Annotated in this window: 11 protein-coding genes; 3 read left to right on the top strand and 8 right to left on the bottom strand. The window is 51.4% G+C overall.

The genetic code is table 11. The features are described 5' to 3' along the window. Nucleotides 1-162: 162 nt before the first annotated feature. Nucleotides 163-843 (top strand): DUF554 domain-containing protein, encoded by a 681-nt coding sequence (locus tag EKM91_RS07290; RefSeq protein WP_125752008.1) that lies wholly within the window; start codon nucleotides 163-165, stop codon nucleotides 841-843. Nucleotides 844-881: 38 nt separating this feature from the next. Here EKM91_RS07290 and EKM91_RS07285 read toward each other — a convergent pair whose 3' ends face one another. The 8 genes from EKM91_RS07285 to EKM91_RS07250 all read right to left on the bottom strand — a co-directional run bounded on the left by EKM91_RS07285 (nucleotide 882) and on the right by EKM91_RS07250 (nucleotide 8,979). Next, entirely contained in the window at nucleotides 882-1,592 is a 711-nt protein-coding gene (locus EKM91_RS07285; RefSeq protein WP_379895833.1) for a glycosyltransferase family 2 protein, read from the bottom strand. A gap of 137 nt (nucleotides 1,593-1,729) precedes the next feature. Next, entirely contained in the window at nucleotides 1,730-3,733 is a 2,004-nt protein-coding gene (locus tag EKM91_RS07280; RefSeq protein WP_125752131.1) for a KUP/HAK/KT family potassium transporter, read from the bottom strand. 127 nt (nucleotides 3,734-3,860) lie between these two features. Then, nucleotides 3,861-4,499 carry a pentapeptide repeat-containing protein gene (locus tag EKM91_RS07275; protein WP_164508498.1) on the bottom strand — a complete coding sequence of 213 codons (639 nt, stop codon included), beginning with the start codon at nucleotides 4,497-4,499 and terminating at the stop codon, nucleotides 3,861-3,863. A 21-nt stretch (nucleotides 4,500-4,520) separates the two neighbouring features. Beyond that, on the bottom strand, nucleotides 4,521-5,138 hold the full coding sequence (locus tag EKM91_RS07270) for a LysE/ArgO family amino acid transporter (protein ID WP_125751999.1): 618 nt from the start codon (nucleotides 5,136-5,138) through the stop codon (nucleotides 4,521-4,523). 171 nt (nucleotides 5,139-5,309) lie between these two features. Continuing rightward, entirely contained in the window at nucleotides 5,310-5,528 is a 219-nt protein-coding gene (locus EKM91_RS07265; RefSeq protein WP_125751996.1) for a P8 family protein, read from the bottom strand. 129 nt (nucleotides 5,529-5,657) lie between these two features. Beyond that, nucleotides 5,658-6,317, bottom strand: coding sequence for an EAL domain-containing protein (locus EKM91_RS07260; protein WP_125751993.1), 660 nt, complete (start codon nucleotides 6,315-6,317; stop codon nucleotides 5,658-5,660). A 287-nt stretch (nucleotides 6,318-6,604) separates the two neighbouring features. Further along, nucleotides 6,605-7,306: an EAL domain-containing protein gene (locus EKM91_RS07255; protein WP_125751990.1), complete on the bottom strand. Its 702-nt coding sequence runs from the start codon at nucleotides 7,304-7,306 to the stop codon at nucleotides 6,605-6,607. Nucleotides 7,307-7,503: 197 nt separating this feature from the next. Further along, a complete protein-coding gene (locus EKM91_RS07250) occupies nucleotides 7,504-8,979 on the bottom strand; it encodes an MFS transporter (RefSeq protein WP_125751987.1) in 1,476 nt (491 codons plus the stop codon). 140 nt (nucleotides 8,980-9,119) lie between these two features. On the opposite strand from EKM91_RS07250, the gene EKM91_RS07245 reads away from it, so the two are divergent. Both EKM91_RS07245 and serS read left to right on the top strand, forming a co-directional pair. After that, entirely contained in the window at nucleotides 9,120-9,614 is a 495-nt protein-coding gene (locus EKM91_RS07245) for a GNAT family N-acetyltransferase (protein WP_125751986.1), read from the top strand. Nucleotides 9,615-10,691: 1,077 nt separating this feature from the next. Further along, complete coding sequence (gene serS / locus EKM91_RS07240) at nucleotides 10,692-11,972, top strand: serine--tRNA ligase (protein ID WP_125751983.1); 1,281 nt, start codon at nucleotides 10,692-10,694, stop codon at nucleotides 11,970-11,972. Nucleotides 11,973-12,236 lie beyond the last annotated feature (264 nt).

Below are 12,236 nucleotides of genomic sequence, written 5' to 3'. Positions count from 1 at the left end.
CCTCCTTTCTGGTGTCGGCACACCAAGTGCGTTTTGTGCCATTGTAAGCGATATGGGCCTTGAACACCAGGGGTTTTCTGAAATCTCGGTTTTACTTGGTGCTTGACAGCGCCCCTAGTACCAAGGGTATTCTAGTCACATCGATCCTTCATGGAGGCTATTATGCTCGGAACAATTTTTAACACGGCAATGATCATCTTAGGCAGCTGTTTGGGAAGCATTTTTCGCAAAGGCTTAAAACCCAGCACCCATGCGATGCTGATGGAGGCGTTGGGCTTAGCGGTGATCGCCATTGGGTTAAACACGACCCTCACGCACATGCCGGATTCCAAATATCCGGTTTTATTCATCGCCAGTCTCGCCATTGGCGCATTGATCGGCGCTTGGCTCGATCTTGACGGCCGCTTCAACCGCATTTTGGCCAAGCATCAAGGGCAAAACGGCCTCGCCCAAGGACTCGCCACCGGGATCTTATTGTATTGCATCGGCACCTTGTCGATCGTCGGGCCGATCACGGCAGCGCTAAAAGGCGACATCACGATGCTATTGACCAACGGGATGCTGGATGCCGTCACCAGCACGGTTTTAGCCGCCAGCTTTGGTATTGGCATGATCATCGCCGCGCCAGTCTTATTTTGCTGGCAAGGCGGTATCTACTTGCTGGCTAAAGCGATGCAAGGGGCGATTTCTGCGGCCATGATCACTGAATTAAGCATCGTTGGCGGCGTTTTGATCTTAGCTTCCGGCATTTCGATCCTTGGCTTAAAGCCGATCAAGACCTTGAACCTGTTGCCGGCACTGGCAGTCCCGATCGTCGTTGTTGGGGTCTTGCAACTCTTTTAAACCCATGTCCATGAAAAAAGCAGGCGCTGCCTGCTTTTTTAGTGCAATTGGCGTTCAAGTTTGCGGATTCGCTCAAAGACCTCATCTTCTTGTCGGCGGGCCGCAAACCCAGCAGAATGAATGGTACTGTGCGGGCGTGAGACTTTCGTGTAACGCACTTGCGGGGCATGGGCATAAATGCCTGGGTTGCGGGCAACAAAACTGGCGGTGAACCAATAATCTTCTGCCAAGCGCAAAGTCTCATCGAAACGCAAATCGCCGATCGCCTGCCGCAAAAACGCTTTGTTCCAAACATACCCGCCGATTTCGGTGCCGTGATGTGAGACTTGATCAAACATCGTCGGCTGATCAAGATATTGCCACGGGGTTTTGGTCACCGGGCCTGAATGCCACCACCGATAACCGACACTGGTGCCGATCACTTCTGATTGCGCAAAGCCGGCAGCCAAAGTCGCCACAAAATCTGGCGCTAATAAGTCATCCCCATCCACAAAAGCGATCGCCTCACCATTAGCACGGGCCAACCCCGCGTTGCGCGCCGCTGAGATCCCCGCGTGATGCGGCAAGCGCAGCACATGCCAATCTGGGTGGCCCAAGACAAACTCAGCTGCGACTGCTGCAGAGCCGTCTTGTGAATGATCATCGACTAACCACAATTCAAAATCCGCCGTCTGCTGGGCCAAAGTGGCCAGCATCGGTTGAAAATAGCTGCCGAGATCATAAACCGGCACCACTAAACTCATCTGCATTTTCATCCCCTCCTTACCTAACTCGTATTATCCCCATCTCCATTCAAAGGTCAAAGAATCTGCTCAACAATCCGCTGCACACTAAAAAAGTGCCGCTATTGCAAGCAACAGCGGCACTTTTTTGGCAAAGCCTAAACTCACTGGTCAGCGTGATCGTTGACCCCTTTTTGATTGATCACTTTAAACGTGGTAAACCGCGGCTGCTTAGGTCTTTGAATGAACAGCGGCACCGATTCTTCGATCACTTCAGAAAACTCTAAGCCATACCATTGCGCCGGCGAAGTGGTGATATTTTGCAACCACAAGCGCCCGCCGATCAGCCGTTTTTGCCAAGCTGGGATCGCATCGGCGTTCAACAACCCGGCTGGTTTTTCGCCAATGATCACGAAGCGAAAATCCCCGACGCGGCGAGTTTTCATCGTCGAATACGTCGGCGCTTGCGGCTGCAGCACATGTTCATCTAACAAATCGTTGATGATCTGCCGAATGTACACGTTGACGTGTTGCGAGCAGCGAAAGCCGAGATACAGCTGGACCGACACGACATTATCGGTATGCATCATGTCAACCGTATACCGCATTTCCCAAGGCGAATCGGTTTCGTTGACCGTCACGAACCAATACACTTTCGCCCGCTTAGGCTGCTTATCTAAGATCGAATACATCGTCGTACGCTTGAGGCGATAACCGGCTTTGACCTTGGTCATATAAACCAAGTTCGTGGTCAACAGCGGAACCGACTCATCAGCGGACAAAGTTTGCAATTGCTCCAAGTAGTCCGTCAAGGTGACATATTCGCTTTCATCTTGGTAACGTTCGCGGAACTTGTTGCCGAAATACCACACGATCATCAGCATCAAGATCAACACCATGATCAATAAGGTGATATAGCCGCCTTTGATGAACTTGGTCAAACTAGCTGCCAAGAAAATCACTTCGATCACCGCAAAAAAGCCGGCAAACAGCGCCGCGCGCGCCCGCGACCAGCGCGCACTGAGAAATTCATACAGCAATAACGTCGTCATCAGCATGGTCATCGTAATGGCCAGCCCGTATGCGGCTTCCATATGTTCAGAGGTCTTAAAGTACCAAACGACGCCTAACGTCACGACGCACAAGAACCAGTTGATCAACCCAATATAGATCTGGCTGCGGGTGTTGTTAGGGTGGCGGATCGTCATCTTCGGCAGGAACTTCAACCCGACCGCTTCGTTGACCAGCGTGTACGACCCGGTGATCAGCGCTTGCGAGGCGATCACCGCCGCAAAAGTCGCCAGCACGATCGCGATGGGCCGGATCCCGTCAGGCAGCATGGTGTAAAACGGATTGATCGTCGCCAAATTGCGATACGCAGCGTCTTGATAGTGGTTCAACAGCCAAGCGCCTTGCCCGAAGTAATTGAGCATCAACATCGCATAAACAAACGGCCAAGTCCGGTAGATGTTGCCTTTGCCGACATGGCCCATATCTGAATACAATGCTTCAGCCCCAGTCGTCGCCAGGAAAATGCTCCCCAGCAAGAAGATCCCGACTTTATTGTCTGGGCTAAACAAGATCTGCACCGCATACACCGGCGAAAAGGCCTTTAAGATATCCAAATGCGTGGTCAAATGCAGCGCACCGGCGATCCCTAAGAATAAGAACCACAACAGCATTACCGGTCCAAACAGTTTTCCAATGCTGGACGTCCCAAAGCGCTGGATCAAAAAGATCCCTAAGATGATGACCGCGGTGATCAGCATCACCACGGTTTGCGAGTCGCTGAAGATAAACTCGCCAAAGCGCTGCCCTTTCAGTCCTTCGATCGCAGACGTCACCGTGACCGCCGGCGTCAGCGTCCCATCGGCCAACAGCGCGGCGCCGCCGATCAATGCCGGCACGGCCAGCCACCGCCCGCGATGGCGTACCAAGGCATACAGCGCAAAGATCCCGCCTTCACCCTTGTTATCCGCTTGCATCGCGATCAAGACGTACTTGATCGTCGTCAGCAACATCAACGTCCAAAAAATCAGCGAAACTGAGCCGATAATATAATCTGGTGTCAATGCCCCCACTTTGCCAGCGTCACCGATCACCGCGTTCATCACATATAACGGGCTGGTCCCGATATCGCCATAGACGATCCCTAATGTGATCAACATCCCGGCCAAAGACACCGCCTTGCGCTTTTGACTCAATCCAGTTTCCTCCTCAGCTTACTCATGCAACATGAGCTTAATATGCTCTATCCCGCCATTATAGCGCACCGCGGCACCAGCGGACACTACTTTAATCAGATGACGGCTTGACCGTCAGCCCTAAGTAGCGCCGCGCTAAGGCTTCTGCTTGCAAGGCGGTGACTTTAAGCCCGGCCAGCCCAGTCACATCCGCGCCGATCGCGTCAAACTGGCAGCTGGTCAAGTCCCAGCCTTTCAACTTTAGGCCCAATAGCCCTAGCCCTTCAAGGTCACAGTGGACCAGCCGTAATTGCGTGAATTTGCCCCGGCTGAACTCGGCTCCGGCCAAGCGGCAATCGGTAAAATGCACGGTTTTAGCCGTCACTTCCGGCAGCCATGCCAGCGCCATTTGACAGCCTTGAAAACTGACATCACGCAAATAAGCGCCGGTCAAATCCGTCCCAGTGAACCGACATTGCTCAAAAACCACACGATAAAAGGCAGCATGGCTCAAATCAACATTGGCAAAGTCACAATTGCGAAACACCACATCACTGGCTTCAAAGCGCTCAGCCTGCAGCGCAGTGAAGTCGCCATGCGTCACGCGGCTGTTTTCGATCGTTGGATGATGGCGCCAGGTGTCATCGAGGCTGCCGCCGTCGATCATGACCCCTTGTAAATAAGGGTCATCACTCGGCCAATCAGCCAGCGCATGGGCCGTCAATTCCGGTGTTAATTTTGGTGGTTGCATCGCTTTTTCCTCCATTATCGGCTACTGGATCAATTTTACCGCATGCCAGATCAAAGTCGCCCCATAAACAAAGACGATCGTCCCGGAAATCAAGTTGACCCACAGTAAAAAGCGGCGCGGCAAGCGATTTTTCAACGTCCCAATGACTATGGTCACACCGAAAAACCATAAGGCGGTACTCGTCAAGATCCCCAGTAAAAATGGCACCACTTGCCCAGTCGCCAAGGTACTGCGCATCGCCCCAAAAGAAACACTGGTATCAATGATCGCTTGGGGATTCGCAAACGCGACGACCCACGCCCCAGTGAACGCTTCTTTTAACGGCATCAGCTTGTGGTCATTGCCGATGGCACTTTGGCTGGCGCCGCGAATGATCCCGACCCCCATCCACATCACGATGGCCCCGCCGATCAGTAAGATCAGCAATTTCAGCCATTGCCAGCGGGTGATCAACGCCCCCATCCCCAAAAACGCGACCACCGTCAGCGCCGTGTCGGCCAACCACACAAAACCGGCGATCAACAGCGCCCGGCGCAAGCGATTGCTCATGGCACTATTAAAGACAAATAAATTCTGCATCCCGATCGAACTGACTAACGCGATGCTGATCAGCATCCCGCGCAAATAAACAGCTAACATGACTTCCTCCTGCCTGCTTCAAACAAAAAGGCAGCCGTCCCACGATCTTCCAGCAAAAAATGCTGTGCCTACGATCATGGAACGGTTGCCTATACCGTGTGCCCGACGACAACACGATCTAATAGCGGTTTAATTTGATTTCATGCTAACGGATTCACGCCAAGCTGTCAATTACTTCTTTAACAGCTTCTCGGCTAATGCCTTCACCTCGTCATCGCTTTGATCCAGCAATGGCTTCATTTGTTCTTCAGTCTTAATGGTGTCGTGATTGTTTTGTTCCATGTAGAAGTTCCAAAGCGCGTCGCGAACCGGCGTGTCGCTGTCGCTCCAATCGAATACTTCAGCCATCGTCTTGTCCAACACTAATGTCTTCTCTGCTACTGCTGCCATAATTCAATTACCTCCATTGCTTAGTCACTTTCTACACCTCTTATTATAGTCGCAATGGCAGTCAGTGGCACAATTAAATTGACATAATTTCTAAAATAATCAGGACAGCCATAACTTAATGGTCACACTTCAAATCAAAGCCGGTTTGCCCAGCAAGTAGCCTTGGACCACATCACATGGATATTGTCGGCGGATCAACGCCAGCTCCTCAGGGGTTTCAATGCCTTCTATCGCCAGCATCTTATGCTCTTTTTGGGCCATGGCATACCACATATCCAACTCTGGCGCGAGCTCGGCAATCGCGGCAAAGGGGCGGAAGTTTTGCAAGGCAAATTTATACTCCGCGACGGAATCATTCATCCGCACCACCATTTCTGGGGTGTTTTGCCCGGTGCCGACGTCATCGATGCACACTAATAAGTCGTGATCGGCAAACCGCTTGGCCGCTTGGACCAATTGGTCTTCATGCACGCCTGGGGCCAGGCGCTCGGTCAATTCAATGAATAACCGGATCGACGCATGCTGTTCGACCCGCAAAACCATGGCCAAAAACGCCGGGTCAATAAATTGATCCTGCTCCAGATTAAACGACAGCATCTGCACTTTGCTTGGCATCGCCGCGATCGTTTGCACCAACAAGGGCTCGATGATCGCGACTGAAAGCGCACTAAAATTTTCAGGCAACAGCCATTGTCCATCACGCCATTCCCGAATAAATAATTCATAACCGATCGGATCTTGATGTTTAGGATCCAGATCGAACTTTGGTTGACCAAAAAACCGGAACATTCCTACGCCTCCTACAGCCTGCTAGCAAAAAACGACCCCAGCATGACTTTCTCATGCACGGGTCGTATGCTCGCCAAAGCGAACTTGAGCAAGTTGCTATTGCAATGGTTATGGTTGTTTGGGCTGCCACACATCAGCAGCAGCCGCACAGTTAAAATCTGCGAAAATTATTTGTTGATATTTAATCGATCGGCCCCAACCGCACCGCCTCTACCCGGTCAAACGTCGCCGCCGGTTTCGCCGATGCCAAGGCCAAAAACAGTGATTGCCGCTGCCGCTTTTTGGCTTTAGCGATCGCCGCTGACAGACTGTGGCGTATAGGCGACAGTTTCCAACCGCGCTTGCTTGGCAAACAAAAAGCCTTGCAAAAGATCCCCTGGAAAACGCGCCTGTAACAATGCCAATTCAACGGTTGATTCAATGCCTTCCCAAGCCAATAGTTTACGTTGACGCTGCGCTAGTCCCGTCCAAAATTCCAGCTGCGGCTTCAGCACCGTCACCGAATCCAGCGGACGGAAGTTTTGAAACGCGAACTTGTACTCGGCAATATAGTCATTCAGCATCATCACTAACGCTGGCGAATTCTGCCCGGTGCCGACGTCATCGATGCATACCGCTAACCCGCACGCGGCAAACCGCTTGGCCGCTGCCAGCAATTGCGTTGCCGTCACCCCAACACCCAAGCGTTCGGTCAATTCTGTATACAGCCGGATCGACGTGGACCGCTGCACGCTGGCGATCATACTGGTGAAGGCCGGGTCGATGAATTGCGCTTGCTCCAAGTTGAAAGATAATAACTCAATACTTGGCGGCATCGCTGCGATCGCTTGGCGCAACAAACGGTTCAGCGTGACGACTCCGATCAATTCAAACGGACGCGGATAATCCCATTGGCCATCGCGCCACACCCGAATGAATAATTCATACCCGATCGGCGCGTCAGTCGGCTTCATCATCGCGTACTTTGGTTGTGCAAACACGGTATACACGCCTTCACCTCCAGTGGTAATGCCTCATAAACAAAAAAAACGACCCCAACATGTCTCTCTCATGTGCGGGTCGTATGCTCGGAAAAAATCTCCGAACTTGAGCAAATTTTTTTAAGATTTAACGGAACAAGATTATTATACTCACAATCAAAACAATTTTCCACTAAAATATAAGTTTTTGTCCAAAATTATTGCGTTCATCGCTTGGCTAAGCGCATGCGCTCCCGGCGCAGGGCCCATAAGTTCACGACCAGCGCACAAGCCATCAATGCCAGTCCCAACCCCATGATGTGGTGCAAACCGGTGTACATGATGGCGCGCATTTGCGGCAATAACGCCTGCGGCAAGGTGCGATTGCTTTGGGCGTTGGACAAGTTATTCATCATTTTGATCGTGATCCGCCCAGCGCTAGCCGCCACGCCTTGTCTCAAAGCGTGGTTCATCAACAAGCCATAAACTGCCGCTGTCAGCGTTTGGCTGAGCATGCGGATCAAGAAGCTGAAGCTCGTCGCCACTGGTACATCAGGCTTGGCTGCATCGGTTTGCACTTTGACTTGCAACTCACTAAAACACAAGCCGTTGCCATAACCTTGAAAGATCCCGGCGACCAATATCGCCCAATAAGGGGCATGCACATTGACCAACACCATGATCAAAAAGGTCACGCTCAACGTTAACACCCCGATCAAGATCACTTGTTGAGGCGATAATCGCCGGCGCAGCGGCGCTGACGAGCCAGAGCCTAAGAAGTTGGTAAACGAGCCGGGGATCTGCGTACACCCGCCGATCAAAGCGCTGACGCCTAACAATGCCTGCACCCACATCGGTGCATACACGATAAAGCCCATAAACGCGCCCCAGATCAAGGCAAATAAGACAAAATCAACGACCAAAGCAGGATCTTTGAACAAGCGTCCCGGGATGATCGGGTCTGCGGCATGCTTTTCCACTTGGGTCAATCCGCCTAAACACAGCAGCGCCAAGACCAGCAAGCCGATCACGAAGGCACTCCCGGTGGAACCGATCATTTCGATCGCCGCTAATAACGCGATCAAGCCCACTGTCAACAACGTTGCGCCCAGATAGTCGACTTTGGCTGCTCGTGGTGTTTGGCGCTGTTCGTGAAAAAACAGCTGGACCAACACCGCCGACACCAACCCGATCGGCACATTCAAGTAAAAGACCCAATGCCACGACCAAGTATCGACGATCGCCCCACCAACTAGCGGGCCAATGATCGTTGCCGTTGAATAACTGGCCGATACCAGCCCCAGCACTTGCATGCGTTTGCGCGGGTTGGCATATAATTGTGCATAAATGATGTAAGGCAGCGAGATCATGCCGCCATTGCCGATCCCTGCCACCGCTCTGGCCACGATCAGCGTCACCATGTTAGGGGCTAAGCCTTGCAATAAACTCCCTAACACAAACAGTAACGCGGAAAACTGATAGGCGCGGCGATTGCCCAGCCGCTCGCCGAGCTTGCTCCATAATGGCGTGGACACCGCGGTACCCAACAAAAAGATCGCCACGATCCATCCCATTAACTCCAAGCCGTGCAGATCCGCAATGATCGCCGGCAACGCCGTATTGACGATGGTATTATCTAAGCCGCTCATCGCGTTGGATAATAGTAATGCAGCCGTGACGATGATGACATTTTTCTTATTCAACCTTGATTCCTCTTTCTAAAAAGGGCACTGCCCTTAAGCCATACCTACTAATATAGCGCTGATTAGCGTGCGGCAACAGGGCGAAATTCGCCAACATCGTCGTAATGCGCTAAGATAGAAACAATTTCGAGGAGGCGATGATGACGACGACTTTTGCAGAAGCAACATCCCAAGACTTACCGGCGATCGTTGCGATCTATAATCAAGCGATTCCAGGGCGACTGGCGACTGCCGACTTACAACCGGTCAGCGTGGCCTCCAAACAAGCCTGGTTTGCGGCATATGACCCGCATACTCGGCCGCTGTGGAAGATCATGGTGGCAGGACAGCTCGCCGGCTGGGTCGGCTTAGAAGACTTTTACGGCCGTCCTGCCTATCAGCACACCGCTGAGATCAGCATCTACATCGATACCCATTTTCACCACCAAGGCTTAGGGCAGCAAGCCTTAGACTTTGTCGCCACGCAACTGCCGCGCTTAGACATCAACACGTTAGTGGCGTTCATTTTTGCGCACAACACGCCCAGTTTAGGCCTGTTCAACAAAAATGGCTTCTCGCGCTGGGCGCACTTGCCAGATGTGGCATTAATGGATGACCAGCTTCGCAGCTTGGATATCTTAGGGCGCCGCTATTAACGGCCCACCAAAAAACGCACAGACGAGTGCGCTTTTTTTGTGGGCTCGATCCAAATGGCTCACTTTTACTGGTTGGGAAGGGACCGATCGTGCGGCCAAAACACCGGCATCCAGAGCTGATCTTCTCAGTTGCGGCTGGCAAGTGCCGTCATCGCTGATCACAGTTTTTGGCGATCCGTTTCGCGTGTCAGGCGCAAAAATGCCGCTATTTCAACAGATAGCAGGAAAAGCTGCAACAGCACCCCTCATCAAAGACCGCACTTGTGCTTAACTATGGATGCCGCTGGCAGTGAGCTGCAAGTATCAAGAAAGAAGTGATTTAGTTCACAATCTCGTCGATTTCGTTGAATTTTTTTCTAATGCAGGCGTCGCCGCGGCTTTATGTCAATTAAACTGGTACAGGTTGCAACTATCAGCTGAAACAGTCGCCGCCAAGCTCACTACGCCCTTGCTCGTGTATCACGATTCGTTAACAGGCGTTTAAAAATTAGAAACTCGTTGTTATTTAATTCGATTATTTCCATAAATTTCACAACTTTTAGACTGGTGTTTTGGTGAACCGCCAGCGCCTTTTGGCATCCCCGGAAAACGGTTTCACAAAATCCTTGGTTCCACCGGCTAATCGGTTGCCAAAACGGGGACTGAGCCGCTGGTACGCCGCTTTTGACCCGCGTTTAATATTGGCGAACAGTCGTATTAGCAGCGTAAATCCGCGCCTTCACGGGCTTCTCTCAGCTGACCCCTGTTCGGCAAAAAAAGCGGTCTCAATGCCGGTATATTGGCATTTGCTTGCGATGTTTCTTTATCCGGAAACGGTTGACATTCGGTTTTGGCGCATATATTCTTGATGCAAGATCTACGAGAGCAAATAGTAAATCGAGCGACACTCCAGAGAGCTGACGGTTGGTGTGAGTCAGTCTGTTTAACGGTTGAATCCACTGCTCGCATCAAGTAGACAGTACTGAGATGGGTGTGATCACGCACCTAATCTGGGTGGTACCGTGTGTTGCAGTTGCAATGCGCCCCAGAGCCGATGGCTCTGGGGCGCTTTTTTATATCTCAAAGGAGTGGGAAAACATGATTGATCCTAATATTATTCGCAAGCAGCCTGATTACGTCAAAGAACGCCTATCCACACGCGGCGTTGAGCCTGAAGAAATCGACCATTACCTCGATCTCGACACGCAAAACCGGACGCTGATCACCGAAATGGAAGCCTTGAAGCGCGACAAGAACCAAGCCACTGAAGCCATGAAGAAACTGGCTAAAGACGATCCAAAATGGCAAGCCAACATCGATGAACTCAAAGCGACCAACGTGAAGATCAAAGCACTTGAAGAAGAGCAAAAGAAAGTTGCCGATGAGCTGGAGTATGTGGCGGTCCGCTTGCCAAATATCCCTGATGATTCCTTACCTGTCGGCCCGGATGAAGACAGTGACAAAGAAGTCCGCAAGTGGGGCGCGATCCCTGAATTCGACTTCAAGCCGCTGGATCACTGGGACGTCGGCGGCAATTTGGGGATCCTTGATTTTGACCGGGCGGCCAAGGTTTCCGGTGCCCGCTTCGTCTATGATGTCGGCGATGGCGCACGTTTGGAACGGGCAATTTACAACTTCATGCTCGATTTGCACCGCAAACAAGGCTATACCGAGATCATCCCGCCATATTTGGTCAACGCCAACACCATGTTTGGTACCGGCCAATTCCCGAAGTTCAAAGAAGATGTCTACACCGTTGAAAGTACTGGTATGACGCTGATCCCAACGGCTGAAGTGCCGCTGACCAACTACTACGCCCAAGAGATTCTCAAAGAAGAAGACTTGCCGATCTACGTCACTGCCATGAGTCCTTGCTTCCGTTCCGAAGCCGGTTCTGCCGGCCGTGACACCCGTGGTTTGATCCGGATGCACCAATTCCACAAGGTTGAAATGGTGAAGTTCGCCAAGCCGGAAGAGTCCATGGATGAATTGACTAAGATGACCCAAAACGCTGAAGAAGTCTTGCGGGAACTCGGCTTGCCATACCATGTGATCGTCCTTTCCACCGGTGATACCGGCTTTTCCAGCCGTAAGACCTTCGATGTCGAAGTTTGGATGCCTGCCCAAAACAAGTACCGCGAGATCAGCTCTTGCTCCGACTGCTGGGACTTCCAAGCCCGGCGCGCGATGATCCGTTATCGCAAAGCTGATGGCACCGTTGATTACGTCCACACCTTAAATGGTTCTGGATTAGCGGTTGGCCGGACATTAGCCGCTGTTTTGGAAAACTACCAACAAGCTGATGGCAGTGTTAAGATCCCTGATGCGTTGGTCAAGTACATGGGCGGCCAAACCGTCATTAAAAATATTGTGAAATAAAACTGTGAAAAGCAGTGTTATTTCATGAGAGTTTATTAGAAAATGAATCGAAGTTCTAATAAACTCTTAGAAAGCCATAGAAACGTTATTGAATCCCGTTCGCGCGGCCTGTCGCGAACGGGATTTTTTTGGCCCTTATACATTTATGAAAGCCAGTTTCACACGCTTTCATCGGGTGTTTTTTCATGGCTCTGTGTCAAATGGTGTTGATTAATAGTTTTTATCTTTTGAAAGGTCCACTCTTCGGAGTGGATTTTTTGTTAT

Origin of the sequence: Lacticaseibacillus baoqingensis, assembly GCF_003946165.1 — a bacterium.
In the GTDB taxonomy this organism is placed as follows: Bacteria; Bacillota; Bacilli; order Lactobacillales; family Lactobacillaceae; genus Lacticaseibacillus; species Lacticaseibacillus baoqingensis.
Note: the sequence above shows the minus strand (reverse complement) of the source record. Positions and strands in the feature narration are given on the sequence as shown.

Excerpts from the sequence above, each read along its gene's own strand:
- EKM91_RS07260 (WP_125751993.1), bottom strand. The coding sequence starts at position 6,317 with ATGTTCCGGTTTTTTGGTCAACCAAAGTTCGATCTGGATCCTAAACAT.
- serS (WP_125751983.1), top strand. The coding sequence starts at position 10,692 with ATGATTGATCCTAATATTATTCGCAAGCAGCCTGATTACGTCAAAGAA.
- EKM91_RS07290 (WP_125752008.1), top strand. The coding sequence starts at position 163 with ATGCTCGGAACAATTTTTAACACGGCAATGATCATCTTAGGCAGCTGT.
- EKM91_RS07280 (WP_125752131.1), bottom strand. The coding sequence starts at position 3,733 with ATGTTGATCACATTAGGGATCGTCTATGGCGATATCGGGACCAGCCCG.
- EKM91_RS07265 (WP_125751996.1), bottom strand. The coding sequence starts at position 5,528 with ATGGCAGCAGTAGCAGAGAAGACATTAGTGTTGGACAAGACGATGGCT.
- EKM91_RS07285 (WP_379895833.1), bottom strand. The coding sequence starts at position 1,592 with ATGCAGATGAGTTTAGTGGTGCCGGTTTATGATCTCGGCAGCTATTTT.
- EKM91_RS07245 (WP_125751986.1), top strand. The coding sequence starts at position 9,120 with ATGACGACGACTTTTGCAGAAGCAACATCCCAAGACTTACCGGCGATC.
- EKM91_RS07275 (WP_164508498.1), bottom strand. The coding sequence starts at position 4,499 with ATGCAACCACCAAAATTAACACCGGAATTGACGGCCCATGCGCTGGCT.
- EKM91_RS07270 (WP_125751999.1), bottom strand. The coding sequence starts at position 5,138 with ATGTTAGCTGTTTATTTGCGCGGGATGCTGATCAGCATCGCGTTAGTC.